This is a genomic window from Methylobacterium sp. 391_Methyba4 (genome assembly GCF_029691625.1).
Lineage (GTDB): Bacteria > Pseudomonadota > Alphaproteobacteria > Rhizobiales > Beijerinckiaceae > Methylobacterium > Methylobacterium fujisawaense.
This window is the reverse complement of record NZ_CP121475.1, coordinates 3,463,819-3,489,755: the sequence shown is the minus strand read 5'-3', so window position 1 is coordinate 3,489,755 and position 25,937 is coordinate 3,463,819. Positions and strand designations below refer to the sequence as shown.

Here is a 25,937-nt window from a genome sequence, read left to right as displayed (position 1 = left end):
GATGGCCAGCACCGACCTGCCCGGGACCATGCGTCAGATCCGCTTCGCGGGTTCCGGGGGCCCGGAGGTGATCAGCGTCGAGACCGCCCCCGTGCCGCATGCGGGACCCGGACAGGTCCTGATCGAAGTGGTGGCGGCCGGCGTGAACCGCCCCGATGTCGCGCAGCGCGCGGGGGTCTATCCGCCGCCGCCCGGCGCCACCGAGATTCCCGGCCTCGAAGTCGCCGGTCGTGTGGTCGCGATCGGGAGCGAGGTCACGGGTCTGTCGCTCGGCGATGAGGTCTGCGCCCTGGTGATCAGCGGCGGCTATGCGGAGTATGCGGTGGCCGAGGCGGCCCATTGTCTGCCGCGTCCGAAGGTGGTCTCGCTCGTCGATGCCGGCGGCCTGCCGGAGACCTTCTTCACGGTCTATTCGAACGTCGTCCAGCGCGGACGGCTCGCGCCCGGCGAGAGCTTCCTCGTGCATGGCGGATCGAGCGGCATCGGTGCCACGGCGATCCAGATCGCCAAGCATGTCGGCGCGCGGGTCTTCGCCACGGCGGGCTCGGCCGAGAAGTGCCGGTTTTGCGAAGATCTGGGGGCGGATGCCGCGATCAACTACAAGGAGGCGGACTTCGCCGAGGAGGTGAAGCGCCTCACCGACGGACGTGGCGTCGACGTGATCCTCGATATGATCGGTGCGAGCTATCTGGCCCGGAACCTGAAGTCGCTGGCTCCGGACGGCCGGCTCGTGATGATCGCCCTGATGGGCGGCTACAAGGTCGATGGCCTGAACATCACGCCGATCATGCGCAACCGCCTGACCTTTACCGGCTCGACGCTCCGGCCGCGCGGGAAGGCCGACAAGGCAGCGATCGCCGAGGGGCTGCGCCGGGATATCTGGCCCGAGCTCGATGCCGGGCGCATCCGCTCCGTCACCCATGCCACGTTCCCGCTGGAGCAGGCGCGGGAGGCGCACGAACTCATGGAGTCGAGCGCGCATCTCGGCAAGATCCTTCTGACGACCGGGCGGTGACACCGCGATCCGGCAGGAACCTGCCTCGGCGGCCCCGCGTTGGCGGCCGGTAACGAGATCGTGTCGCACAGCGCCCGTTTCGGCGTGTGGCGTCCCGCCGAGGAAGGTCCTGCAGATGGTCGAGAGATTGAATCCCAACGAGAGCCGTCAGGGCGAGCGCGGCAAACCGATGCTCTGGGTCCTGGTGGGGAGCCTCGTTCTGCTGGCGATCGCCACCGTGGGTCTCCTCACGTGGAACGGCGCCAATTCGCCGAAGGATTACGCCAGCCAGAGCCAGGACGCGTCCCGCAAGGAGGTGACGGGTTCGGTGAACGGGCAGTCGGGCGCCGCGTCGCCGACCAACAGCACGGGCGTGCCGGGCGGTAACCCGTCCTATCCGCAGCCCGCGCAGCCGGGGGCTAACGGCAACGCGCCGAAATAACACCGACCCGGGACGGCTTCTCCAGCCGTCCCGCGGCCTGACGGCTCAGCGGGTCGGGATCGGCGTCGGCCCGCGGTAATCGTAGAACCCGCGTTTGGCCTTACGGCCGAGCCAGCCGGCCTCGACATACTTCACGAGCAGAGGGCACGGGCGGTATTTCGAATCCGCCAAGCCTTCGTAGAGCACCTGCATGACCGACAGGCAGGTGTCGAGGCCGATGAAGTCCGCGAGCTGAAGCGGGCCCATCGGATGGTTTGCGCCCAGCCTCATGGCCGTGTCGATCGATTCGACCGATCCGACACCCTCATAGAGCGTGTAGATCGCCTCGTTGATCATCGGCAGCAGGATGCGGTTGACGATGAAGGCCGGGAAATCCTCCGACATCGTCGAAGTCTTGCCGAGCTTGGCGATGAACGCCTTGGCGGATTCGTAGGTCGTATCCTCGGTGGCGATGCCCCGGATCAGCTCGACGAGCTGCATCACCGGCACCGGATTCATGAAGTGGATGCCGATGAACTTCTCCGGCCGGTCCGTCGCCGCCGCCAGCCGGGTTATGGAGATCGACGACGTGTTCGTCGCAACGAACGTCTCCGGACGCAGCGATCCGCATAGGCTGCTGAAGATCTCGCGCTTCGTGGCCTCGTTCTCGGTCGCGGCTTCGATCACGAGGTCGCACGGCTCGAGGGCGGCGAAGTCCCGGGCGGATACGATCCGCGACCGAACCTGAGCGCTGTCGTCCTCCGACAGCGTGCCTTTCGAAACGAGGCGGCCCAGGCTGCCCTCGATGACCGTCAGACCATTCTCGAGCCGGGCGGGATCGCGATCGTTCAGCAGGACGTCAAGGCCGGCGGTGGCGCAGACCTGCGCGATGCCGCTTCCCATCTGGCCTGCGCCGATGATGCCGACCCGCTTGATCTCCATATGCATGTGCCGACCTGTGCCCCCAATGCGGATGCCGATACACGGCCGCCCGGTTCGACCGAGGGCACGAGCGCGACGGCACCGCGCGAAGTCTCGCCGTCGCAGCGTTCTAGACCAATCTTCGATCCGGAAGGAACCCGCGAATCCGCCTTCGGCGACAATACTCGCGGGTTGCCAGATTCCGTTCCGTTATTGACCCTTGGCTTTGCCGATCTCGGATTGCAGCTCCGGCACGACCTGAAAGAGATCGCCCACGAGCCCGTAATCGGCCACTTGGAAGATCGGTGCGTCCTCATCCTTGTTGATGGCGACGATGACCTTCGAGTCCTTCATGCCGGCGAGGTGCTGGATCGCCCCCGAGATGCCCACCGCGACATAGAGGTCCGGCGCCACGACCTTGCCGGTCTGCCCCACCTGCCAGTCGTTCGGCGCGTAGCCCGCATCGACGGCGGCCCGAGAGGCGCCGACGGCGGCTCCGAGCGAGTCGGCCAGCGGCTCGATCAGCTCGTGGAACTTCTCGGACGAGCCGAGCGAGCGGCCGCCGGACACGATGATCCGCGCCGAGGCCAGCTCCGGGCGATCCGACTTGGCGATCTCCTCGCCCTTGAAGGTCGAGCCGCCGGCCTCGGGCGCGCCTGCCGACACGGCCTCGACCGGGGCGGCCGCGCCACCCTCCGCCGCAGCCTTGAAGGCGGCCGTCCGCACGGTGATCACCTTCTTGCCCGCCGGCGCCTGAACGGTCTGGATCGCGTTCCCGGCATAGATCGGCCGATCGAACGTGTCGGGCGCAACCACCTTGATGATGTCGGAGACCTGCGCGACGTCGAGCAGGGCCGCCACCCGGGGCAGCACGTTCTTGCCGGTCGTCGAAGCCGAGGCGATGATCGTGTCGTAGGGCTCGGCAATCGACGCGATCAGCGCCGCGACCGGCTCGGCGAGATCGTGGTCGTAGACGCCGTCCTCGGCGTTCAGGACCTTCTCGACGCCGTCGAGCTTGGCCGCCGCCGCGGCCACGGCCTGCGATCCCGAACCCAGGACCAGAGCGTGGATCGGGGCGCCGATCTCCTTGGCGGCCGAGAGCGCCTTCAGCGTCCCGTCCTTGATCTGACCGTTGCCGTGCTCGACGAAAAGGAGTGTCGTCATGGTCTGCTGGTGCCCTTGAGGGTTGTGGCGCGGGGCTCGACCGTGGCTCGGGAGCCCCGCCTGCGGATCAGATGACGCCGGCTTCGACCTTGAGCTTCTGCACCAGCTCGGCCGCGGAGCCGACCTTGACGCCGGCCGAGCGGCCCGGCGGCTCGGCGGTCTTCAGCACCGCGAGCCGCGGCGTCACGTCGACGCCGAGCGCGTCGGGCGTCAGCTCCTCCAGCGGCTTCTTCTTCGCCTTCATGATGTTCGGCAGCGACGCGTAGCGCGGCTCGTTGAGGCGCAGATCCGTCGTCACGATGGCCGGCAGCCTGAGGCTGACGGTCTGCAGGCCGCCGTCGACCTCGCGGGTCACGTCGAGGCTGCCCTCGCCCGGCTCGATCTTGTACGCGAAGGTGCCCTGCGGCCAGCCGAGCAGCGCACCGAGCATCTGCCCGGTCTGGTTCGAGTCGTCGTCGATCGCCTGCTTGCCGAGGATGACGAGCTGCGGGCTCTCCTTCTCGACGACGGCCTTCAGAAGCTTCGCCACCGCCAGCGGTTCGCAGGTCACGTCCGTCTTGACCAGGATCGCACGGTCGGCGCCCATGGCCAGCGCGGTGCGCAGCGTCTCCTGCGCCTGCTGCGGGCCGATCGACACCGCCACGATCTCGGTGACCGTGCCCTTCTCCTTGAGCCGGATCGCCTCCTCGACGGCGATCTCGTCGAAGGGATTCATCGACATCTTCACGTTGGCGAGCTCGACCCCGGAGCCGTCGGCCTTCACGCGTATCTTGACGTTGTAGTCAACAACCCGCTTGACGGGCACCAGCACCTTCATGGCGGTCACGATCCTTCCCCGGAGGATTCTTGTCGTCGTGCAGGCCACTTCCACGGCGCGCAAGGCGCAGCGTGGCGGGGGCACGCAAGGCGCGCGGACCGTAACGGCCACATTTCCGCCTTGTCAACGCGGCGCCGTGGCGGCCCGGCGAAAACCCCTCGGCCCGGGCTCAACGATTGGCGCCGGGCACCCAGAGCACGTCGTCGGCGCCGTCGGCATTGGCGGCCCGGCTCGCCACGAACAGGAAGTCGGAGAGGCGGTTGAGGTAGCGCAGCGCCTCCGGCGACACCGACTCGTCCTCCCGGGCGGCGAGGCTGACCGCCAGGCGCTCGGCGCGGCGGCAGACGGTGCGGGCGAGGTGCAGGGCCGCCGCGGCCGGCGATCCACCGGGAAGCACGAAGGATTTCAGCGGTGGGATCGCCTCGTTCAGGCCGTCGATGTCGCGCTCCAGCCGCTCGACCTGGCTCGCGACGATCCGCAGCGGCTCGTAGGGGAGGGGCTCCGGGCTCGGCGGCGTCGCGAGGTCGGCCCCGAGGTCGAACAGGTCGTTCTGGATCGCCCCGAGCATCTGGTCGAGCGGCCCCTGCGTGTGCAGGCGCGCCAGTCCGATGCAGGCATTGGTCTCGTCGACGGTCCCGTAGGTCTCGACCCGCAGATCCGCCTTCGAGCGACGCTGTCCGTCCGCCAGGGCGGTCGTGCCCTTGTCGCCGGTCCTCGTGTAGATGCGGTTGAGCTTGACCAAAGGGTTTGATGCCTCAGAACGTGTAGCCGATCTTGCCGCCGTAATTCGTCAGGCCGCGATTATTCGCGCAGAGCCCGGCATTCGACATGTGCTCGATCGTCGCCATGATGCTCCAATGTTCCGTGATACGGAAGCCGAGAGCCGCCGCCTCGCGGAACATGGGTGAGCACCCGAGCGTGTTGAAGCCGTAGGGCGTCTCCGCCTTCGGGCCGGTCCAGCCGTTATGGGCCACGCCGCCGAAGAACCCGTCGAGGAAGACGCGGCGGTTGAAGGTCTCGGGAAAGACTTCGAGGGTCCAGGTCGCGCCGAGATAGGCGTAGCTGGTCCGGCCGCCGGTGTTGTAGCTGCCGCCGACGGTCGGCCGCGGCACGAAAGCCTGCCAGAACGGATCGGCGCTGAGGATCGGCTTGGCGAAGAGGATCTCGCCGTTGACGTTTGCCTTGCTGAACCCGGGGAGCTTGCCTTCTGCGCTGCCCGGGTCCTGCACCGCGCCGCCGATCCGGATCTCGGACACGATGCTGAGCGGCTGGACGGGGGCCAAGTAGGCGGCAGGCGGCGGCGGTGGCGCGTCCGCGGCCGAAGCCGGCATGATCGCCGCCCCGGTCAGGATGCCGAACAGACAGAGGCGGGAAGGGGCAGTCATGCGGGCTCGGCCGGTTAGGCGCAGCGATTTGCTTCTACCAAGCGTAGCAGAGGCCCGCGATATGCGGCGGCCAATTCATCCGTTACCGGGCGGAAAGGTGTTCGGTGCGGCGGCGCGGTCACACCCGTCCCGGCGTAATTCAGGCCGAGCGCCACCAGACGACGCCCATGATGATCACGATCGCGACGAATTGCAGGAGCACGCGCAGGCGCATCAGCCTCTGCGAGAGACTGGCGCTGCCGCCGCGCATCATGTTTGCCAAGCCCAGGAGCAGGACGGCGGCGACGGCAAGGCAGGCGATCAGGACGAGGGTATTCGACGACATGCGGGTGGGGATCCGGGTGGGGCCGGAGCCGTGATCCGGCTCGGCGCGTCGTGAGGGTGCGGACGCTCAGTTGCGGCGGAGCAGGCGCTCGAAATAATCGAGTTCCTCGCGGGGGCGGGTCGGGTCGCCGAGTTTGCGCCGAAGCTCTTCCATGATGCGCCGGGCGCGCTGGACCGCTGATTCATCGGCTGTCGGCACGCGGACACGTCCGTCGCTCATATCGCGGCCGCGCGTCGGACGTCCGAGGGGATCGTCGTCCCGTGCCCCGGCCTGGCCCTGCTGCCCCGGCTGCTGACCGCCGTCCTGCTGGCCTTCGCCCTGGCCCTCGGCCATGTCCTGCATCTGCTGCGCCATGCCGTCGGCGCCGCGCTTCAGGCCGTCGAGGGCGCGCCCCTGCGCGTCGACCGCCCCGCTCGAATCGCCGTCCTTCAGGGCGTTCTCGGCCTCGCGCATGGCTTCCTCGGCATCGGCGAGACCTTGCTCGCCACGCATGCCGTTCTCCTTCATGCGCTGCTGGAGATCCTCCAGCCGCTGCCGAAGCGCCTGCTGCCGCTCTCCGACATCGCCCTTCTGGCCCTGCTGCTGCCCCTGGCCCTGCTGCCCCTGGCCCTGCTGTCCTTGACCCTGCTGTCCCTGGCCCTGTTGTCCTTGGCCTTGCTGACCCGGCTGTCTCTGGCCCTGCTGTCCGCGCTGGCCTTGCTGCGGCTGACCGCGGTTCTGCTGGCGCTGGCCGCCGCGCGGCTCTTCGCCGTCCTTGAAGGTCTCGTCGCGCAGGCCCTGCTGCTCGCGGGACATGGCGTCGAGATCGCGCATCTGCTTCTGCATCTCGCGGGACGCCTGATCCGACCGGCTTCCGCGTTCGGCCGTCTGCAGGTTCTCCAGGATGTTGCGCAGCTGTTCCATCAGGCGCTGTGCCTCGGCGGTGTCGCCGCGCTTCATCGCCTCCGCCATGTCCTGGATCATCTTATCGAGATCCTCGGGCGTGACGGTCTTCGACTGAGCATTGTTCTGCCCGCGATCGCTCTGCTCGCGAGGCTCGCGGCCCTGCTTCTGCGCCATCTCCGACAGGAACTTGTCGAGCGCCTGCTTCAGATCCTGGGTCAGGCGCTTGATTTCGTCGTCGGGCGCGTTGCGCTCCATCGCCTCCTTCAAGCGATCCTGGGCTTGGCGGAGCTGCTTCTCGGCATCCGAAAGGTCACCGTCCTCGATCTTCAGGGCCATCTCCCACAGGAGATCGGCCACCGCGATGAGATCGGCGTCCGTCCGGGCGCGGCGCAGCCGCTCGGTGGCCGTCCGCAGGCCCAGGAAGATGGCAGGCTGCGGCGTGTACGTGTCGGGCGCGACCAGGAGGGCGTCCAGGGCCCCCTGAACCCACCGGCGGTCCGTATCGGGTGCCGTCACGAGGCGGCGTCGTTCCTCAGCGAGCGCCCGCGCCAGCGGCTCGCGGAACGGGCGCGCCGGCAGGACGATCTCGGCATCCGGCGTCCGGCCTTCCTGACCGGCCTCGTCCTTGACGACGATGCGATAGCGGACCCGCGCCCCGGACCATGGGCTGTCGGTGAGGTCGACCAGGGTCTTGGTGTCGGACTCGCCGTTGGCGTCCCCGGGCAATGCCAGATTGATGTGGGGAACCGGGACCAGAGCACGGGCCGATTTCAGCGGCTCGATCACGGCCTCCGCCGAACTGAGCCCGTAATCGTCCTTCGCGCGGTAGGTCAGGTTGAAGGTACCGCGGCCGTTCACTTCGGGACCGCCGACGGCCGTCACCTCCGGCGGCCGGTCGGGGATCGCGTCCACGGTGAGGCGTTGCCGGCCTGCGGGAGTCACGATCGTCAGTTCGGCGCCGCCAACGATGCGATAGCGCTCCTCGCGCAGGTCGGGGCGCGCCTCCTGGCCCGGGACGGGGACCAGGCCGGCATTGGGTGTCAGCGTCGTCTCGGACGCGGCCTTACCCTGACCGGCGATCCGCACGATCAGCTGCGCGTTGACGGGCGCGCGCAGGCGCTGATCGCTTCCGTCCATGGCGATCAGGAGGGGCGGAAGCCGCGTGTAGAGCGGCGGGTCGATCCAGCCGTCCACGCGGAAATTGGGGCTTTGCGCCGCAGGCTCCTGCCAGTCGAACGCCGCGCCAAGGCGCTGACGCCACTCGGGCCCGGCGACGAACAGGCTGGCGATGGCGGCGACCACGAGGCCGGCGCGAAGGGCGAACGGATCGTGCCGGACCATGCCGGGCCTCGGCAAACCGACCCGCAGGGCCGAGACCGCCTGCGCGGCCCGCCGTTGATGGAGCTCCCAGAGCGTCCGGCTTCCCGGATCGGCGGCACCCACGGCGAGGCTGTCCTGCGCTGCGGAGGCCGGTCCGTGACGCAGGGCCGGATCGCGGGCCGCCGCCTCGCGATCGAGCCGTGCCAGGGCGACGCGCCGATCGGGCCGGGCGATATGGATCAGCGGTACGAGCGCGACGACGAGGAGGAGTCCCAGGATGCCCAGACCGATCTGGCGCCAGATCGGCGTGAGATCGAGCCACAGCCCCGACCAGGACAGCATGAGGAAGATCAGTCCGACCCCGATCCCCCGCCAAAGGACAGGCCAGGCTTGCTCCCAGAGGGCTGCCGCCCGGGCGCGAGCCACCAGCCGGTCGAGCCGTGCGGAGACCGTTGTCGGGCCGTCCGCGCTGGTCTTGTTCTCGGTGCCGATCACGCCGACCGTTCCGCCTCACGCCGCAGGAGTGGCCCCAGGAACCACGCGAACCGGGCTCCCATCAGAAGACGGTAGCATGGTGGGCCGCGCGGGTCGGCGGGTCAAATCGGCGCGACGCTTCCCCGGTCTCGCGGTCAGTTGTGCGCCTGAATGAAGTTGCGCACCTGCGGGTAGATCTGCGACTCCCATCGCCGCCCGGCGAAGACCCCGTAATGGCCGACGCCCGCCTGGAGGTGATGGGTCCGCATGTAGGGGGCGAGGTCCGAGCAGAGATCATGGGCCGCCATGGTCTGGCCGACCGCGCAGATGTCGTCGCGCTCGCCCTCGACGGTCATCAGGGCGGTGCGGCGGATCGCCCGCAGGTCGATCGGCTCCCCCCGATAGCTCACCGCATTCCGAGCCAGGGCGTGATCCTGGAACACGGTCTTGACCGTTTCCAGGTAGAATTCGGCCGCGAGATCGAGCACGGCGAAATACTCGTCGTAGAAGGTCTCGATCGCCTCGGCTTTCTCGCGCTCGCCGTTGGCCATGTGCCAGAAGAGATCGGCGTGACCCTGGATATGGCGCTTGGCGTTCATCGCCATGAAGGCCGAGACCTGCATGAAGCCCGGATACACCTTGCGGCCGGCGCCCTTGTGGCGCGTTGGGACCGTCGCGATCAGGTTCTTCTCGAACCAGTCGATGGGCTTGGAGGTCGCGAGTGCGTTCACGCCCGTCGGGTTGATGCGGCAATCCACCGGGCCGGCCATCAGGGTCATGCTGCGCGGGGCGGCGGGATCCTTCGCCTGCGCCATCGCGGCTGCCGCCACGAGGGCCTGAACGGCGGGCTGGCAGACCGCCACCATGTGGGCGCCTTCACCCATCGTCTGCAGGAAGTGGATCAGGTGGCCCACGTAGTCGTCGAAACCGAACTGGCCTTCCGACAGCGGCACGTCGCGGGCATTGTGCCAGTCGGTGATGTAGACGTCGTGGTCGGGCAGCATGGTGCGCACGGTGGCGCGGAGCAGCGTGGCGAAATGGCCCGACATCGGCGCGACCATCAGCACCTTGGGCTGCTCGGTGTGGATGTCCTTCTTGAAGTGCAGCAGCGTCCCGAACGGCGTGACCTCGACCGGCTCCTCTGAGACCGGGACGCTCCGGTTCCCGACGTTGACCGTCTCGATGCCGTAGGGCGGCCGCGCGAAGGTCAGACCGGCGCGCATCATCATCCGGGCGCCGGCGGACATCCAGGTGACCGGCTCGCCCAACCCGATCCAGGGCGACCAGATGTCGTTCAGCAGCCGGCCCCATGCCCGGGTCTGGGCAGCGATGTCGGTCTGCAGGTCGAACGCGTCGTACAGCATCGGGCAGGCACTCGCTGGAGCCCTGCCCGGCACGCGGGCCATCGGGGCGGCAAAGGTGGCGGATGCCGGGGTTTGAATTGCATCAGCGTGGCCGTGCAGGATGGGTCCCGTTCCCGGAGGCGGCAACTGTCCGAGCGGCGGATGCGAACAAGAAAAATCGCGACGTGGCTTTGATGCACCAGACCAAATCGCGGCCGGGCGCGACGGCACGGACACCGCCGACGCGCCCGGCCGCGTCAGGACGCGCGCCGGACGACCGTGCGGGGTTCGCCTTCGGTCCGGCGATGCTCGCAGGCGATCTTGAGATACCGGTCGCTGCCCCCCGGCAACCCGGCCTGGGCTGCCATCGTCTGGGCGTGCATCAGGCACTCCATCGGCGTATGCGCCGGGGCGATGATGACGTCCAGGGCGGTGTCGCGGGAGCAATCCTGAGCCAGAAGCGTACCGGCACAGACCAAGGCAACAGAGAGCAGTTCCGACATGACGGACCTCAGCTTCGAGCGATCGAAAGGTCCGCGGGGTGCTCTGGCGTGCGAGCCGCCGCGTTGTCGTTGCCTGAGTGCTTCCTCCCGGTTGCCGGACGCTTCAAGCACGTCGTGTGCCAGTTGGGCGGACGGCCGAAGACTTGATCTGCGCGCCCTCAGTCGCGGGACGACAGCCAGTGCGTTTCCGGTTCGTCGGCGGGCAGGAGGGCCGCGACGGCGTCGAGATCGACGACGTACCGCTCGGTGAGACGCTGCCACATCTCGACCGGCGACGTGACCTGCGGCCGGAGCCCGTCGAGGGCACGGGCGAGCAGGGCCGTGGTCACCAGCGTCGGGCGCTGCAGGAGCGGATCAGCGTTCAGCATCGATGTCGATCCCCTTCGGAGGACAACACTCTCAGCCGCACGTAGTTAACGGTCGGTTACGATCGCGGACGACGTCTTGCTCTAAGCTTGCCAGATCGCCGGGCCGCACCTCTAGTCTGGCTTGCCGCGCCGCGATCACAGTGCCGGCCGCGGCGCCCGGTCGGCCAACTCTTGCCGGCGGGCGGGCAGGGGTATCCCGGATCATGACCCGGGTCGGCCAGGGTCTGGGAGATCTGCTGAAGCTCCTCCGAGTTCACAAGCCCGACCCCATCCCTTATCAGGCGGGTGGATCGAGCCTGTCCCGGCCGACGAAGGGCCGCCGCGCAGGGCGCGCACGGCTCCGGTCGATTGTGCGAACGGAACATCATGGACGCCAAACCTGAAGCGATCGGCGCGACGCAGGGGCCGACGGCGCGACTTGTGCTCGCCTCCGCTTCGCCGCGCCGCCTCGCGCTGCTGCAGCAGATCGGCATCGAACCGGCGGCTCTCCTGCCGGCCGAGATCGATGAGACGCCCCGCAAGGCCGAGCCGCCCCGCGAACTGGCACGCCGCCTCGCCCGGACGAAGCTCGCGACGGCCGAGGCGGCGCTGCACCTCCAGGACACCACGACGCCCACCTGGCTCCTGTCGGCCGATACGGTTGTGGCGGTCGGGCGTCGGGTCCTGCCGAAGGCCGAGATCCCCGACGAGGCCGCGGATTGCCTGCGCCTGCTCTCTGGACGTCAGCATCGCGTCTACACGGCGGTGTGCGTCCTCTCGCCCCGCGGGCGCAGGGAGCGGATCGTGGAGACCCGCGTCCGATTCAAGCGGCTCTCGGGCCGCGATATCCAGGGCTACGTGGCGTCGGGCGAATGGCGCGGGAAAGCCGGCGGCTACGCGATCCAGGGCCTGGCGGGGGCGTTCGTCGTCAAGCTGGTCGGCTCCTACAGCGCCGTGGTCGGGCTGCCCCTCTACGAGACCCTGAGCCTCCTCGACGGGGAGGGGTATCCCGTGCGGGCTGGCTGGGGCGCCCTGGCATGAGAAGCGAGCGCCGGCCGCCATGTCCGATCTGTCGGCAACCGTCCACACCGGAATTCCAGCCGTTCTGTTCTCAGCGGTGTGCCGACGTCGATCTCGGACGGTGGCTCAACGAGCGCTACGCGATCCCCGAGGACCTCGATTCCGACGAGGTTCCGCCCGAGCCCGATCCGGAGCGATGAATTTTTCCGGCATTTCCGTCGTGTCGACGTCACGGCAAGGCTGGACAGGCCGCGAAGCACTGACTATACCCCGCGGCGTCCGAGGCCGACACCGGCGCGGACGACGCCCAGGTAGCTCAGTTGGTAGAGCATGCGACTGAAAATCGCAGTGTCGGTGGTTCGATTCCGCCCCTGGGCACCATCTTCCCGTTGAGTGCCCGCTCCGGCAACGGTTAGCGAAAACGGCGCCGCGTTATCTTCATACCGATAGATCCAGACTGCGGCCCCGCGTCGGCTTGGCTTTGGCTTTCGACGGCCGGCGATACGTCGGGCAGGGCGACAGCGCGCCCTCGTCAGCTCGAAAGCCTGCGCTCTCCCGCCCGGTTCAGCGAGTCTCCGCATCCCGCAGATGCAGATAGGCCGGATCGAACCCGGCCGCGGCCTGCAGCCCCGGCCAGTCGTGGACGGTCAGGCGGCGGTCGCGCAGCGTGATCAGCCCGGCCGATTTGAGATCCCGGATCGTGCGATTGACGTGAACGGACGTTATGCCGAGGGCGTCTGCGAGTTCGGGCTGCGTCATGGGCAGCTCGCAGGTCCGATCCGGCGCAAGCCCGACCGCGCCGAGGCGGGTCACGAGTTCGCAGAACAGGTGGGCCATCCGCGCGTAGGCGTCGCGGCGACCGGTGTTGAGCATCCACTCGCGGACCAGAGCGGCATCGATGAGCGTGGCGCGCCAGAAGACCTCAGTGAGGCGCGGATGCGCACGCATCAGCCCACGGACCGCCTCATGCGAAACGAAGCCGAGCCTGCAGGCGCTGACCGTGGCGATGTTGATGTCGAGCACCTCCAGATACAGGCTCTGGAAATCGGGCACATCGCCCGGGACGTGGTAGGTCATCACCTGCCGCTTGCCGGCCAGCGTCGACTTGTAAGTGCAAGCGATCCCGCTGAGCAGCGTGAAGCTTCGGGTCGGGCGGTCGCCCTCCCGAACGATGTCCTGATTGGGCTCGAACTGCGCCACCTGCATCGGCAGCGCGACGAGGGCGGCCCGCTCCGCATCGCTGAGCGTGAACAGGGCGACGGTCTCGATGCGGCGCAGGAAAGGTTGTCGGCTTGCTTGGTGCGGTGTCTCGAACATTGCGCCTCGGCCGTCCGGCGGCACCGGCCGGCATTTCGCAGTCGGCAATTCACCGTCTGCCATCCACGGCAAGGATAGGGCCGACGGCCGGGCCCGGCCAGAGCGGCAGGGCCGCTCGCCCCCAGCCGCGAGGGTCGGGGTGGCGGCCGGGGCTGCGCGCCGGGCCTCAGTGAATCCCGGGACTGGAATTCTCCATCCCATCCGCGCACAGAGATCAGGCGGCGCGGTCGCCGCACAGCCTGACGGAAAGCCCGATGAAGACGGCAGATCTCGCCCCGCACGCGCACCAGGTCCTGCGCGACGCGACCCTGCCCGAACTGCCGAACCATTATCGCGGCAAGGTCCGGGACAATTACGACCTGCCCGACGGCCGGCGCATCCTCATCACCTCGGACCGGATCAGCGCCTTCGACCGGGCGCTCGCGGCGATCCCCTTCAAGGGCCAGGTCCTGACCCAGACCGCGCGCTACTGGTTCGAGCGGACCGCCGACATCTGCCCGAACCACGTCATCGCCTATCCCGACCCGAACGTGGTCGTGGGCCGGCGTCTGGAGATCCTGCCGGTGGAGGTGGTGGTTCGGGGCTACCTCGCCGGCACCACCTCCACGTCGGTCTTGACGCGCTACCGCGCCGGGGAGCGGGATATGTACGGTCACCGTTTCCCGGATGGCATGCGGCCGAACGAGCGTCTGCCGGAGGCGATCATCACGCCGACCACCAAGGCGTTCGACGGTGGCCACGACGAACCGCTGACCGAGACCGAGATTCTGGAACGCGGGCTGCTCACGTCCGAGCAGTGGCGCACCGTGTCCGACGCGGCGCTGGCGCTATTCGCCCGCGGCACGGCGCTGGCGGCCGAGCGCGGTCTCATCCTGGCCGACACGAAATACGAGTTCGGCACCGATCCCGAAGGCCGGATCGTCCTCGCCGACGAGATCCATACGCCCGACAGCAGCCGGTACTGGTTCGCGCAGAGCTATCCGGAGCGCTTCGCCGCGGGTTCCGCGCCGGAGAGCTTCGACAAGGATTTCGTGCGCAATTGGGTCGTCGCCCGCTGCGATCCGTACAAGGATCCGATTCCGGAGATTCCCGCGGAGGTCGTCCTGGAGACGGCCGCGGTCTACATCCGCGCCTACGAGACGATCACGGGGGCGCGCTTCATCCTGCCGGATCCGAGCGAGGAGCCCTTGGAGCGCATCCGGCGCAACATCGCCGCCTATCTCGCGGGCTCCCCGCAGTCCTGAGGGGAGGGCGGCGCGCGCGGCGCCGCACTCCGTCGAGAGGATCAGGCCGCGGCCGCGATCGGGGCCGGCGAGGGCGCATCCATGGCGCGCAGGTATACGTCGAGGAGCGTCTCCTGCTCGTCGCGCTCATCCTTGTCCTGCTTGCGGATCTTCAGGATCTCCTTGAGCACCTTGACGTCGAGACCCTCGCCCTTGGCCTCGGCGAAGACCTCCTTCTTGGCCTCCATCAGGTCCTTGATCTCCTCCTCCAGCCGTTCCACGCGCTCGATGATCGAGCGGATGCGGTCGCCCGCGACGCCCACGGTGTCGGTCATGTCGGTCATGCATTCCCTCGTCGGATGACGGCGGCACCCTCGCCGGGACAGGGTAAGCGACCGGTTAAGGACGGCCCGGCGCGTGGACCCGGTCCTCGATCCAGCCGACGATCGCATCCGCCACCGCATCGCTGTTCGATTCCAGCATCATCATGTGACCGTTGCCGTGGATGCCGTGCTCGGCGAGCGCCAGCCGGTCCGGTTTCGCGCCCGCCTGGGCCAGGAATGCAGCCGTGCAATCATCCATGGTGGCGCGGAACGAGGCTTCGGCGGTGACGAGCACGGCGGGCACGCGGGCGAGGTTCGGCAGCGTTCGAGCGGGCTCGGCCTGAAGCCAGCAACGGATCTTGTCGGGTGCGGCGGCGCGGTCGTCCTGAACGACCGTCAAATCGGCCGGGCTGCTCACGGGGGGCTCGAAATGCAGCGGCACCCGGGTGATGCCGTAGGGCCGGGCCCGCGCCTCCCCGACGCGCTCGTACCAATCGGCGCCGCCCTTGAAGCGGATGTCGAAGAAGGTCGGCCCGTTGGGCTCGACGGCGACATGCGCCTTCACGAGGTCGGGGCGCTGATCGGAAACCGCCCAGCCGAAGACGCCGGCCTGCGAATGCGTCAGCAGGATCGCGGGGCCGATCTTCTCCAGAAGGGCGATCAGGGCCGGATCGACCAGTTCCTCGCTCTTCAGCGCGCTGGCGATGTAGGGCACCTGGGACAGGTAGAACTGGTCGAAGGCGGCGTTGCCGCGCACCCCCGGGCCGCCCGGCCACTGGCTGTGCAGCTTCGCCTGCGGGTAGAGCGGGACGCGTTCCTGCCCGGTGAACACCGTCTCCAGATCCTCGACGGGCAGGCGGGCATAGGTCCCGTAGGTCTCCGGATCGCCGCCCGAGCGGCCACGCCCGACCTGATCCACGACGTAGACCGTGAAACCCTTGGCGGCGAAGCGGTCAGCCCAGCCAGGCCGTCCGTCCGGCGTGCCGAGGAAGTTGGTCCCGGTCTGGGCGGTGCCGTGCACCAGAACGATCGGATAGGGCTGCGTCACCCGCGCCGGTGCGCGATACTCCACGAACATCTGCCCGGAGGCCGTGGTCTTGCCTGCCGCCGTCGCGAAGCGGCCGCCGACGAAGAAATAGCCCGCGGGCTGTTTCGGCTTGAACGGCGTGTCGCCGGAGCCCCCCTCGGTGGCCTCGGATGCCGAAGCGGTTGCGAGGCAGAGCAGAGTCAGTGCCCCGGCGGCGGCCTTCCTGAGCATGGCGTCCTCCCGCGGACGTCTGGCGCGTCCGGCGGGAGGCATATCAGCGTGAAAGTCGGGCCCGGTCCAGCCGGACGGCCCACCGGTCAGGCGTGTGCGAGGCCGCGCTTCTTCCCCAGCGCCTCCTCGACGGTGCCGGCGCCGTCGAGATAGCCGTGGACCTTGGGGTTCGGCATGATCAGCGAGGCCACGAAGGCGATCGCCATCAGGACGGTGACGTACCAGAAGAACGTGCTCTCCATCCCGTTGTCCTTGAACCACAGGGCGACGAACTCGGCGGTGCCGCCGAAGGTGGCGTTGGCCACCGCGTAGGAGAGGCCGACCCCGAGGGCGCGGATGTTGGTCGGGAACAGCTCCGCTTTCACGATGCCGCTGATGCCCGTGTAGAACGAGACGACCGCGAGCCCGAGGGTGATCAGCGCGAAGGCCAGATAGGGATCCTTGTTGGTGCCGAGCGCCGTCATCAGCGGCACCACCATGAGTGTGCCGAGGCCGCTGTAGAGCAGCATGTTCGCCTTGCGGCCGATCTTGTCGGACAGCGCGCCGAAGATCGGCTGGATGATCATGTAGACGAACAGCACCACCGTCATCGTCTGCGACGCCGAGGTCTTCGGCATGCCGGCAGTGTTGACGAGATACTTCTGCATATACGTCGTGAAGGTATAGAAGCTCAGGGAGCCGCCCGCCGTGTAGGCCACGACGACCAGGAACGCCCGCCAGTGCTTCGACAGCTCGGCGAAGGTGCCGGCGGTCTCCTTGTCACTGCTGTCCTTCGTCTCGGCCAGGGAGCGTCGCAGATAGAGTGCGACGACCGCCAGCCCGGCGCCGATGAAGAACGGGATACGCCAGCCCCAGGCGGTCAGTTCCGGGCCGGTCATCACCGCCTGGAGCAGGACCAGGACCAGCGAGGCCAGGAGCTGGCCACCGATCAGCGTGACGTACTGGAAGGAGGCGAAGAAGCCGCGTCGGCCCTTGATCGCGACTTCGCTCATGTAGGTTGCAGAGGTGCCGTATTCGCCGCCGACGGACAGGCCTTGGAGCATGCGGGCGAGGAGCAGCAGCACCGGGGCCAGGGTACCGACATGCTCGTAGGTCGGCAGGATGCCGATCAGCAGCGAGCCGAAGCACATCAGCAGCACCGAGACGACCATCGAGGTCCGGCGTCCGACACGATCGGCGATGCGCCCGAACAGCCAGCCGCCGACCGGTCGCATGAAGAATCCGACCGCGAAGATGCCCGCGGTCTGGAGGAGCTGGCTGGTGGAATCGCCCTTCGGAAAGAAGGCCGGCGCGAAGTAGAGGGCGAAGAACGCGTAACAGTAGAAATCGTACCATTCGACGAGATTGCCCGAGGACGATCCGACGATGGCCCAGATGCGGCGCTTGCGGTCTGCGGCGTCATCGTGGGCGCTCGGTGCGATACCGATCGTATCGTCGCGCGAGGCGGACATGGCGTCTCCGTCGATCAATCTCGATGCCGGCCTGGGCCGGTCTCTACTTGGTGCGGCGCGACGTTACAGGTGACGGGCCTGATCGCAAGACCGTGAGCGGACTTAGCCGAGGACAGCCCGCGCGGGTGTCACCGGCCGCATGGCCACGACGCCGCGGGACGGAACGGTTCGGCCCGAGGCCCGTTGCGGGCCGGCATGGGCGTCGAGGATGGTCCGACGGCCGCAGGAGGAGAGGCCATGAAGCGCATTCTGAGAGACACGGTTGCGGCGGCCATCGTCGTGGCCGGAGCGGCAACGGCATTCGCGCAGGGCGGCCCAGGCGGCGGGGGCGGCCCCGGCGGCGGCGGACCCGGCGGCCCCGGTGGAGCTGCCGGCGCGGGCGCCGGTCCGGCCGGTGGCGGCGGCGCTGGCGGCGGCGCTGGCGGCGGGATGCGGGGCGGTGCCGGCGGCGCGGACGGCGGCGCGATGCGCGGGCCTGGCGGTGCCGAAGGCGGTCCGCGCGGCGCCGAGCCGGGTGGACCGGCGGGTCGCGGTGCCGAGGGACCGGGCCGCCCGGGTGGCGCCGCCGAGCGCGACGGATCGTCCGGTCGGGCCGGCCCGGCCGCGAAGCCCGATGCCGGTGACCGGGGCGAGCGCGGTGCCCGTGAACCCGGTGCCGGCGGCGAGCGCGGCAATCGCGACGCAGCCGGCTCCGATCGGGGCGGCCGCGGTCCGGCTGGCGAGCGGGGCGGACGTGCCGGCGCCCGCGAGGGCGGCGCCGTTCGCGGTGCGGTCGGCCGCCTCGATACCCGGCAGCGGACCGAGTTCCGCAGCTCGATCACCCGCCTGGGCGTGTCGCCGCTCCGGGACGTGGCCTTCGGTCTCGCGGTCGGCACCGCGATCCCGCGGTCGGTGACCCTGCACCGGCTGCCGCCGGCGATCATCTCGATCGTGCCGGAATACGAGGGCTACGAGTTCATCCTCGTGCGCGACGACATCGTGATCATCGACCCCGACACCTACGAGATCGTGGACGTGATCCCGGCGTAACGCCTGGCCGCGCGTCGGTCGAAACGGCTCTTCCGGCCGCCGACACACCGGCGCAAGCGAAGCACACGATCATCACCGTCGATCCGGTCCGCGCCCGACAAGGCGCGGACCGGCTTTGCGCGGGAAATGGTGTCGCGCCTGATCGACGTCCTGATCCATGCCATCCACGATCTGATAAAAAGAACACAGACGCCACAGGTCGCGGTTTAGGTTTGAATTAGGCCTCGTCAGGCGCGACTCCTGAAGATCGGGGTGTGCATGTCGATTGAAATCGGTGGCTTTTCTGGAGCGGCACGCCGTGGACGCGTCGGGATATCGGGTCGCGCGACACTCCTGATTCTCGCGATCGTATCGGCGGCCCTCGTCGCCTGTTCGTCCTATCTGTACCTGTCCCAGTCCAGCACCCTGCAGGGCGACGTCGACGCCAGCATGTCGAGCCTGAGCGGATCTGCCGCCCGTAGTGTCGGCAACTGGCTGCGCGGCAAGCTCGATCTGACGCAGATGATGGCTCAGCAGATCACCGCTGGCGGCCGTGAGTCGGACACGGATCGTGTGCTCGACGCGCCCATCATCCGCGACTCGTTTTACGTCAGCTTCTTCGGGCGTCCGGACGGGTTCTACACCAAGATGCCCAAGGCCGAGATTCCGCCGGGTTACGATCCGCGTCAGCGTCCGTGGTACAAGGAGGCCGCCGCGACGGACGGCCCGATCCTGACCGAGCCGTACATCTCCGCCAGTCGCGGCACCTTCATCATCACGGCGGCGGCGCCGGTGAAGGATGCGGCGCACGGTCTCGGCGGCGTGGTCGGAAGCGATTTCGACGTCTCGGCTCTTGCCCGGATGATTACCGAGGTCGCGCCGGGTGACGGCGGTTATGCCTATCTGGTGTCGGGCGCTGGCACGATCCTGATCCACCCGCGGGCCGCGTTCATCGGCAAGCCCCTGTCGGAGCTGATCGACGGTCCGGTTCCCGGCATCGCCGCCGGTCGGGCGGCGGACACGCGCGAGGCGGGACGGTCCGTCCGCACGGTCTTCGCACGCGTCCCAAACCTGCCGCCGGCGCTCGACTGGTACATCGCGCTTTCGGTCGACCACGCCACTGCGTTCGCACCCATCACGCACCTCGCGCAGAACTTGGCCATCGCAACCGCGATCACGCTGCTTCTGCTGGCCGTCACTGTCAGCCGGATGATGGCCGCGACTGTCGCACATCCCCTAGACCGACTTGTCGAAGTCCTACAGCGCATGAGCCTCGGCGACCTCGATACCGTGATCGCCGAGGCCAGGCGCCGGGACGAGATCGGGATGGTCGGGCGGGCGGTCGAGGGTATCAAGGCCGTTGTGGCGCAGAAGGCACGTGAGCAGGAAGAGGCTCGGCGCTCGGCCGAGGCGGCGGCGGCAGCGGAGCGCAAGCGGGCCATGACGGCGCTCGCCGATGGTTTCGAAGAGGCCGTGGGCACGATCGTCGGTTCGGTGTCGTCCGCGGCGTCCGAGCTTCACGCCACCGCCCAAGCCCTGACAAACACCGCCACGCAGGCCGCGGCACGATCCAGCAGCGTCGCTGCGGCCGCCGACCAAGCCTCGACCAGCGTCCGCACCGTCGCGGTTGCGGCCGAAGAACTCGGCGCGAGCGTGCGCGAGATCGCCGGGCAGGTCGCAGGCTCGTCACGCCTCGCCCGGACGGCCGTGGACGAGGCCGACGAGACGGGACACCGCGTGCAGGCGCTGTCGGAGGCGGTATCCCGGATCAGCGACGCCGCCGGGCTGATCGCCTCGATCGCCGCGCAGACCAACCTGCTGGCCCTCAACGCCACCATCGAGGCCGCGCGGGCCGGCGAGGCCGGGCTCGGCTTCGCCGTGGTGGCGGCCGAAGTGAAGGATCTGGCTGCGCAGACCGCCCGCGCCACCGAGGAGATCAACGATCATATCGCGCGCGTCCAGGGCTCCACCGGCGAAGCCACCCGGGCACTCGACGGTATCGTCACGCGGATCCGGGACATCAACGCGGTCGCCGCGGCCGTCGCCGCCTCGGTCGAGGAGCAGGGGGCGGCCACGCAGGAGATCGTCCGCAACGTGACCCAGGCGTCAGACGGGACCGCGGACGTGACCGTGAATATCGCCGGGGTGGCCGGAGCCGCCGCGCAAACGGGCGAGGCCGCGCGACAGGTCCTGGGCTCCGCATCGGATCTGTCGCAGCACTCCGCGCGCCTCGGTGTCGAGGTCGCACGATTCCTGGATTCGGTTCGGGCGGCCTGAGGGCCGACAGAACCTACCGGCCGCCGTCCAGAAGCTTCGACACCACCCGCGCCGTATAATCCACCATCGGCACGATGCGCGCGTAGTTGAGGCGGGTCGGACCGATGACCCCGACCACGCCGACGATCTTCTGCGATCCGTCGCGGAACGGCGCCGCGATCAGCGATGACCCCGAGAGGGAGAACAGCTTGTTCTCGGAGCCGATGAAGATACGCACGCCCTCGCCGCCCTCGGCACGGGCCAGCAGGTCGATGACGTCCTTCTGGGTCTCCAGGTCGTTGAACAGCAGGCGGATCCGCTCCAGATCCTCGACCGCGCGCAGGTCGTCGAGCAGGTTGGCCTGGCCGCGAACGATCAATTGGCGCGCTTCCGTCGGCCCCACCGGCGTTGCGAGCCCCGCATCGACGAGGCGTTCGGTGATCGCGTCGAGCTCGCGCTTCATGGCCTTGCGGCCGGCCTCGATCTCGGCGCGCAGCGACCCCAGGGTGCGGCCCTGCAGGCGCGCGTTGAGGAAGTTCGTGGCCTCCTGAAGCGCACCCGCCGGAAGTCCGGGCGGCAGATCGACGATGCGGTTCTCGACGGAGCCGTCATCCGAGACGAGGATGACGAGGGCGCGGGCCGGATCGAGCCGTACGAACTCGATGTGCTTCAGATTGACGTTGGCCTTCGTGGTCAGCACTACGCCGGCCCCCCGCGAGACGCCCGACAGCATGGTCGAGGCCTCGGCCAAGGCGGAATCGAACGTGTGGCCCGAGGCTGCGGCCCGCATCTGTGCCTCGATGCGCGCCTGCTCGTCCTGGCTGACGTCGCCGAGTTCCAGCATCGCGTCGACGAAGAACCGCAGCCCGAGTTCGGTCGGGAGGCGTCCGGCCGAGGTATGCGGCGCGAAGATCAGGCCGGAATGCTCCAGATCCGCCATCACGTTCCGGATCGAGGCCGGCGACAGCGCCATCGGGAGGATCCGAGCGAGATTCCGGGAGCCTACCGGCTCGCCGGTCGTGAGATAGCTCTCGACGATCTGCCGGAAGATCTCGCGGGCGCGCTCATTGAGGGCGGCGAGGGCCTGCATGGATTGGCCGTTGGCAAAGTTGGGACTGGGGTGTGTCACGCGGTCATCCTGTGGTCCGATCATGCGCAACCGACCCGCGCGGATCAATCCGTATGGCGATGCTTGCCCGTGATGTCGCGGCGGCCTAAGAGCCCGGCCCTCGACACTCTCGACAGAAGGGGCCCGCGATGCGGCCTTCCAAGCGTGCCGCCGACGAGTTGCGGCCCGTGAGCCTGGAGCGCGCGGTTTCGCGCTACGCAGAAGGCTCGTGCCTCGTCAGCTTCGGAAATACCCGGGTGCTCTGCACCGCGTCGCTCGAAGAGCGTTCGCCCCCGTGGCTGCGCGGATCGGGCAAGGGCTGGGTCACGGCGGAGTACGCCATGCTCCCGCGTGCGACGCACGAACGCACCCGCCGCGAGGTTGGTTCCGGGAAGCCGTCGGGTCGAACGCAGGAAATCCAGCGGCTGATCGGCCGGTCCCTCCGGGCCGTCACGAACCTGCCGGCCATGGGCGAGCGTCAGGTGACGATCGATTGCGACGTCATCCAGGCCGATGGCGGCACCCGGACGGCCGCCATCACCGGCGCCTGGGTGGCGCTGCACGATTGCTTCGCATGGATGCGGACGCGCTCGATCATCTCGGTCGATCCCCTGCGCGACCATGTCGCTGCCGTCTCGTGCGGCCTGTACAAGGGCATGCCGGTCCTCGATCTCGATTACGCCGAGGATTCCGCGGCCGAGACCGACGCCAATTTCGTGCTGACCGGGCGCGGCGGCATCGTGGAGGTGCAGGGCACCGCCGAGATGGAGCCGTTCACCCAGGAGCAGCTTCTCGAACTTCTCGGCCTCGCCCGCGCCGGCACCGAGCGGCTGGTCGCCCTGCAGAAGGAGGCCATCGCGTGAGCCGCCGCCTGACCGGGAAGGTGGTCATCGCCACGCACAATGCCGGCAAGCTCACCGAGATGCGCGAGCTGCTCGCGCCGTTCGGGGTCGAGGCGGTGTCGGCCGGCGAACTCGGGCTGCCCGAGCCCGAGGAAACCGGCACGATGTTCGCCGAGAATGCCGCCATCAAGGCGAAGGCGGCGGCCGACGCCACCGGACTGCCCGCCTTCGCGGACGATTCCGGCCTGTGCGTCGACGCCCTCGACGGAGCACCGGGCATCTTCTCGGCCCGCTGGGCCGGCCCGAACAAGGATTTCGCGGCCGCGATGGCGCGGATCTTCGCCGAGCTCGACGACCGTGGCGCGGCCGACCGCCGGGCCCATTTCGTTTCGGCCCTGGTCCTGGCTTGGCCGGACGGCCACACCGAGCTGTTCGAAGGGCGGGTGTTCGGCGACCTCGTGGCGGCGCGGGGGACCGCCGGCTTCGGTTACGACCCGATCTTCCGGCCGGACGGGCACGCGCGCACCTTCGGCGAGATGAGCGCCGAGGAGAAGCACGGCGTCGACTGGCAGAAGGCTCAGGGGCTCTCGCACCGGGCCCGGGCCTTCGTGGCGTTGAGCCGGGCCTGTCTGGCCTCCGGTTCCTGATTGCCAAACGGCGCGGCCGCGCTCACATCCCGGTCATCATGGTATCGACCGGCCCGGACCATCCGACCCGCGACGTGGGTTTCGGAATCTACCTGCACTGGCCCTTCTGCGCGGCGAAGTGCCCGTATTGCGACTTCAACAGCCACGTCCGCCACGCGGGCGTGGACGAGCCTCGCTTCCTCGCGGCATTCCGAGCCGAGATCGCCCACACGGCCGCCCGCACGCCGGGGCGGACCGTCACCAGCATCTTCCTCGGCGGCGGGACACCCTCGCTGATGCAGCCCGCGACCGTGGCGGGCCTGCTCGACGCCGTCGCGGAACACTGGCCGGTGGCTCAAGGCGCCGAGGTCACCCTCGAGGCCAATCCGTCGAGCGTCGAGGCCGGGCGCTTCCGGGGCTACCGCGCCGCCGGGGTCAACCGGGTTTCCCTCGGCATCCAGGCCCTCGACGACGCGTCGCTCCGGACCCTCGGGCGCCTCCACGACGCCGCACAGGCCGTGGAGGCGATCACGCTGGCGCAGTCGGCCTTCGAGCGGACCTCCTTCGACCTGATCTATGCCCGGCCCGGACAGACTCCGGCGCTGTGGCGGGCGGAGCTGAAAGCGGCGCTGGCGCGGGCCGCAGAGCACCTCTCGCTCTACCAGCTCACCATCGAGCCGGGGACGCCGTTCCACGGTCTCGCCGCCGCCGGCAAACTGGTGACGCCGGACGACGAGGTCGGACGCGCCCTCTACGACGTCACCCAGGAACTCTGCGCAGAGGCCGGCCTGCCGGCTTACGAAATCTCGAACCACGCCCGGCCCGGGGCGGAGTCGCGGCACAACCTGCTCTATTGGCGCTACGGCGAGTATGCCGGCATCGGTCCTGGCGCTCACGGGCGGCTCGTGACGGCGGGGGGACGGATCGGGACCGTCACCGAGCGGTCGCCGGAAGCCTGGCTGGCCCGGGTCGAGCGCGACGGACATGCCGTCGTCGAGACCGAAACGCTCACGGCCGCCGACCAGGCCGACGAGTTCCTGGTGATGGGGCTTCGCCTTCGCGAGGGCATCGATCCGGATCGCTACGCTGCCCTCAAGGGCCGGCCGCTGAACGGCAACCGCATCGGCATGCTGATCGGTGATGGCGTGCTGGAGCGGCTTCCCGGCGGCCGCATCGCCGCGACCGCGAAGGGAGCGCCGGTGCTCAATGCCCTGGTTGCCGAACTTGCGGCCTGATCAGATCCCGGGCTTTGCCAGCACCCGCGGCGCGGGGCTGACGGGTATCGCGGCATTGTTGCGGATCTCATAGACCGCCAGGGACCGCTCGCTCTGCCCGTCCGGCCGGAAGCGGAAGGTCCCGTCGATGCCGGCGAAGCCGGAGCCGTTCGTGAGGGTGGTCTCCGCGAAGCGCTGCGAGCCGTAGCGTCGGGACAGGGCGGCCGCGAGCATCACCGCATCATAGGCCAGGGATGCGACGCGCGGCGGAACGGCGCCGAACCGGGCTTGGTAGCGGCCGCTGAAATTCGAGAACCCGGTGCGGTCCGGCGAGGCGAAGCGGCCGCCCTGCAGGGCGGGAAGGGCGAAGAGCGACGGCTCGTTCCAGAGGGCGGTGCCGATGGGGCGTATCCGGGCGGGCGAGAACTCCGCCTTGGTCAGCGCCGCGGCCACGCCCGGCAGCGCATCGGCGGTTTCGGGGATGAACAGCGCGTCGGCGGTGGCGCCCGGCCCTGCGATGACCCGGGTCAGCCGTTCCACCGCCGGACCCGGCGCGCCGGCCGGGTAGCGTTCGACGGCGGCGACCCGCGCGCCCTTCCGGGCAACGGCCTCCCGGAACTCCGCCTCCACGGCATTGCCGTAGGCCGTCTCGGGGATCAGAGCCGCGAAGGAGCGTTTTCCGCCGGCGACGGAATCCTCGACCACGCGGTCCACCTCCGGTTGCGGCAGGAAGCTCAGGAGGTAGACGCCCCGGCTGGCCACGGTCACGTCGGTCGAGAAGCCGATCACCGGCTTGCCCGCCGCTCTGGCCGCGGCCGCCGCCGTCTGAACATTGCCGGCGAAGAGCGGACCGAGCACGATCTCGGCCCCCTGGCGCAACGCCTCCTGCGTCGCGTCCCGGGCGCCGTCCGGGCTGCCTCGGTCATCTTCCACCAGGAGCGTCAGGTCGGGTTGCTGTGCCTCGTCGTAGGCGAGTTGAGCCGCGTTGCGCATGGCGGCGCCCACCGTTGCCCCCTGGCCGGTCAGCGGCAGCACGAGGGCGACTTTGACGGCTCCGGAGCCGATGCGCCCGGTGCCACCCGCCGCCGGCATCGGCGGCGCTGCGGGTGCGGGTGGCGGTGCCCCGGGAACGGCCGCCGGCGGCGTCAGCTCGGCCTGTGGCGCCGTCGCGCGCCGAGCGATGTCGGTGCCGAGGCAGCCGCCCAGTGACAGCAGGACGGCGCACAGCGCAGCGGTCGGGGCGGTGACGCGCACGAGACGGTCCCGCATGCTCGTCGGGCGCGCCATCGCGCGGACTCCTCTCGGCAGGCACCGCAGCCTGACGATCGGAATCCGAATTGTAAACGCGGAGCGGCAGAGTTGCCCCCGGTCGGACGCCTTCACCGCGACGGG

Annotated in this window: 27 protein-coding genes and 1 tRNA gene; 11 read left to right on the top strand and 17 right to left on the bottom strand. The window is 69.2% G+C overall.

From position 1 onward, the window contains the following. Position 1: 1 nt before the first annotated feature. Together P9K36_RS16370 and P9K36_RS16365 are read left to right on the top strand one after the other, a co-directional pair. Positions 2-1,015 carry an NAD(P)H-quinone oxidoreductase gene (locus tag P9K36_RS16370; RefSeq protein ID WP_278305519.1) on the top strand — a complete coding sequence of 338 codons (1,014 nt, stop codon included), beginning with the start codon at positions 2-4 and terminating at the stop codon, positions 1,013-1,015. Positions 1,016-1,130: 115 nt separating this feature from the next. Beyond that, positions 1,131-1,436 carry a hypothetical protein gene (locus tag P9K36_RS16365; RefSeq protein WP_043351325.1) on the top strand — a complete coding sequence of 102 codons (306 nt, stop codon included), beginning with the start codon at positions 1,131-1,133 and terminating at the stop codon, positions 1,434-1,436. A gap of 45 nt (positions 1,437-1,481) precedes the next feature. Here P9K36_RS16365 and P9K36_RS16360 read toward each other — a convergent pair whose 3' ends face one another. From P9K36_RS16360 to P9K36_RS16315, 10 genes are all read right to left on the bottom strand, one after another. Then, entirely contained in the window at positions 1,482-2,363 is an 882-nt protein-coding gene (locus P9K36_RS16360) for a 3-hydroxybutyryl-CoA dehydrogenase (protein ID WP_278305518.1), read from the bottom strand. Between the two features lie 183 nt (positions 2,364-2,546). Next, positions 2,547-3,500 (bottom strand): FAD-binding protein, encoded by a 954-nt coding sequence (locus tag P9K36_RS16355; protein ID WP_043351329.1) that lies wholly within the window; start codon positions 3,498-3,500, stop codon positions 2,547-2,549. 67 nt (positions 3,501-3,567) lie between these two features. Continuing rightward, positions 3,568-4,317 (bottom strand): electron transfer flavoprotein subunit beta/FixA family protein, encoded by a 750-nt coding sequence (locus P9K36_RS16350; protein ID WP_278307290.1) that lies wholly within the window; start codon positions 4,315-4,317, stop codon positions 3,568-3,570. Between the two features lie 169 nt (positions 4,318-4,486). Beyond that, positions 4,487-5,059, bottom strand: a complete 573-nt coding sequence (locus P9K36_RS16345) for a cob(I)yrinic acid a,c-diamide adenosyltransferase (RefSeq protein WP_274927076.1) — start codon at positions 5,057-5,059, stop codon at positions 4,487-4,489. Between the two features lie 13 nt (positions 5,060-5,072). Beyond that, a complete protein-coding gene (locus P9K36_RS16340; protein WP_244447782.1) occupies positions 5,073-5,648 on the bottom strand; it encodes an acyloxyacyl hydrolase in 576 nt (191 codons plus the stop codon). A 193-nt stretch (positions 5,649-5,841) separates the two neighbouring features. Then, positions 5,842-6,027 carry a twin transmembrane helix small protein gene (locus P9K36_RS16335; protein WP_053609901.1) on the bottom strand — a complete coding sequence of 62 codons (186 nt, stop codon included), beginning with the start codon at positions 6,025-6,027 and terminating at the stop codon, positions 5,842-5,844. Positions 6,028-6,093: 66 nt separating this feature from the next. Then, a complete protein-coding gene (locus P9K36_RS16330) occupies positions 6,094-8,727 on the bottom strand; it encodes a TIGR02302 family protein (RefSeq protein ID WP_278305517.1) in 2,634 nt (877 codons plus the stop codon). Positions 8,728-8,861: 134 nt separating this feature from the next. Beyond that, a complete protein-coding gene (gene phaZ / locus P9K36_RS16325; RefSeq protein WP_043380107.1) occupies positions 8,862-10,070 on the bottom strand; it encodes a polyhydroxyalkanoate depolymerase in 1,209 nt (402 codons plus the stop codon). 236 nt (positions 10,071-10,306) lie between these two features. Then, entirely contained in the window at positions 10,307-10,552 is a 246-nt protein-coding gene (locus tag P9K36_RS16320; protein ID WP_043347682.1) for a hypothetical protein, read from the bottom strand. Positions 10,553-10,710: 158 nt separating this feature from the next. Continuing rightward, complete coding sequence (locus tag P9K36_RS16315; RefSeq protein ID WP_043347681.1) at positions 10,711-10,920, bottom strand: hypothetical protein; 210 nt, start codon at positions 10,918-10,920, stop codon at positions 10,711-10,713. 366 nt (positions 10,921-11,286) lie between these two features. Between P9K36_RS16315 and P9K36_RS16310 the strand changes: the two genes are divergently transcribed. The 3 genes from P9K36_RS16310 (at position 11,287) to P9K36_RS16300 (ending at position 12,300) form a co-directional block, all read left to right on the top strand. Next, the gene (locus P9K36_RS16310) at positions 11,287-11,940 is read left to right on the top strand and encodes a Maf-like protein (RefSeq protein WP_043380104.1); all 654 of its coding nucleotides are present in this window, start codon (positions 11,287-11,289) and stop codon (positions 11,938-11,940) included. Beyond that, complete coding sequence (yacG, locus tag P9K36_RS16305; protein ID WP_075380462.1) at positions 11,937-12,119, top strand: DNA gyrase inhibitor YacG; 183 nt, start codon at positions 11,937-11,939, stop codon at positions 12,117-12,119. Before P9K36_RS16310 ends, yacG begins: the two co-directional genes overlap by 4 nt. 105 nt (positions 12,120-12,224) lie before the next feature. After that, a tRNA-Phe gene (locus P9K36_RS16300) sits at positions 12,225-12,300 on the top strand. A 183-nt stretch (positions 12,301-12,483) separates the two neighbouring features. On the opposite strand, the gene P9K36_RS16295 is transcribed toward P9K36_RS16300, so the two are convergent. Next, positions 12,484-13,236 (bottom strand): Crp/Fnr family transcriptional regulator, encoded by a 753-nt coding sequence (locus tag P9K36_RS16295; RefSeq protein WP_043347678.1) that lies wholly within the window; start codon positions 13,234-13,236, stop codon positions 12,484-12,486. A gap of 254 nt (positions 13,237-13,490) precedes the next feature. Here P9K36_RS16295 and P9K36_RS16290 point away from each other — a divergent pair, with 254 nt between their 5' ends. Further along, entirely contained in the window at positions 13,491-14,480 is a 990-nt protein-coding gene (locus P9K36_RS16290; RefSeq protein ID WP_043380101.1) for a phosphoribosylaminoimidazolesuccinocarboxamide synthase, read from the top strand. A 41-nt stretch (positions 14,481-14,521) separates the two neighbouring features. On the opposite strand, the gene P9K36_RS16285 is transcribed toward P9K36_RS16290, so the two are convergent. The 4 genes from P9K36_RS16285 to P9K36_RS31040 all read right to left on the bottom strand — a co-directional run bounded on the left by P9K36_RS16285 (position 14,522) and on the right by P9K36_RS31040 (position 18,394). Then, a complete protein-coding gene (locus P9K36_RS16285; RefSeq protein WP_020091862.1) occupies positions 14,522-14,803 on the bottom strand; it encodes a DUF2312 domain-containing protein in 282 nt (93 codons plus the stop codon). A 55-nt stretch (positions 14,804-14,858) separates the two neighbouring features. Further along, on the bottom strand, positions 14,859-16,040 hold the full coding sequence (locus P9K36_RS16280) for an alpha/beta hydrolase (RefSeq protein WP_278305516.1): 1,182 nt from the start codon (positions 16,038-16,040) through the stop codon (positions 14,859-14,861). Between the two features lie 86 nt (positions 16,041-16,126). Continuing rightward, positions 16,127-17,491, bottom strand: a complete 1,365-nt coding sequence (locus P9K36_RS16275) for an MFS family transporter (protein WP_043758154.1) — start codon at positions 17,489-17,491, stop codon at positions 16,127-16,129. A gap of 102 nt (positions 17,492-17,593) precedes the next feature. Next, positions 17,594-18,394 (bottom strand): hypothetical protein, encoded by an 801-nt coding sequence (locus P9K36_RS31040; protein WP_347568038.1) that lies wholly within the window; start codon positions 18,392-18,394, stop codon positions 17,594-17,596. On the opposite strand from P9K36_RS31040, the gene P9K36_RS31035 reads away from it, so the two are divergent. Beyond that, positions 18,383-18,520, top strand: coding sequence for a DUF1236 domain-containing protein (locus tag P9K36_RS31035; RefSeq protein WP_335633083.1), 138 nt, complete (start codon positions 18,383-18,385; stop codon positions 18,518-18,520). The two genes, P9K36_RS31040 and P9K36_RS31035, sit on opposite strands and share 12 nt — an antisense overlap. 258 nt (positions 18,521-18,778) lie before the next feature. Further along, positions 18,779-20,776 carry a methyl-accepting chemotaxis protein gene (locus P9K36_RS16265; RefSeq protein WP_278305514.1) on the top strand — a complete coding sequence of 666 codons (1,998 nt, stop codon included), beginning with the start codon at positions 18,779-18,781 and terminating at the stop codon, positions 20,774-20,776. A 13-nt stretch (positions 20,777-20,789) separates the two neighbouring features. Here P9K36_RS16265 and hrcA read toward each other — a convergent pair whose 3' ends face one another. Beyond that, the gene (gene hrcA, locus P9K36_RS16260; protein WP_085987606.1) at positions 20,790-21,845 is read right to left on the bottom strand and encodes a heat-inducible transcriptional repressor HrcA; all 1,056 of its coding nucleotides are present in this window, start codon (positions 21,843-21,845) and stop codon (positions 20,790-20,792) included. Positions 21,846-22,012: 167 nt separating this feature from the next. Here hrcA and rph point away from each other — a divergent pair, with 167 nt between their 5' ends. The 3 genes from rph to hemW are packed head-to-tail and all read left to right on the top strand — an operon-like array spanning position 22,013 to position 24,566. After that, a complete protein-coding gene (rph, locus tag P9K36_RS16255; protein ID WP_043380092.1) occupies positions 22,013-22,726 on the top strand; it encodes a ribonuclease PH in 714 nt (237 codons plus the stop codon). Beyond that, on the top strand, positions 22,723-23,352 hold the full coding sequence (rdgB, locus tag P9K36_RS16250) for an RdgB/HAM1 family non-canonical purine NTP pyrophosphatase (protein ID WP_278305513.1): 630 nt from the start codon (positions 22,723-22,725) through the stop codon (positions 23,350-23,352). Before rph ends, rdgB begins: the two co-directional genes overlap by 4 nt. A 38-nt stretch (positions 23,353-23,390) precedes the next feature. Then, entirely contained in the window at positions 23,391-24,566 is a 1,176-nt protein-coding gene (hemW, locus tag P9K36_RS16245) for a radical SAM family heme chaperone HemW (RefSeq protein ID WP_278305512.1), read from the top strand. Here the strand turns inward: hemW and P9K36_RS16240 are convergent, their stop codons facing one another. After that, positions 24,567-25,832, bottom strand: a complete 1,266-nt coding sequence (locus P9K36_RS16240) for a penicillin-binding protein activator (RefSeq protein ID WP_278305511.1) — start codon at positions 25,830-25,832, stop codon at positions 24,567-24,569. Positions 25,833-25,937: the final 105 nt, after the last annotated feature.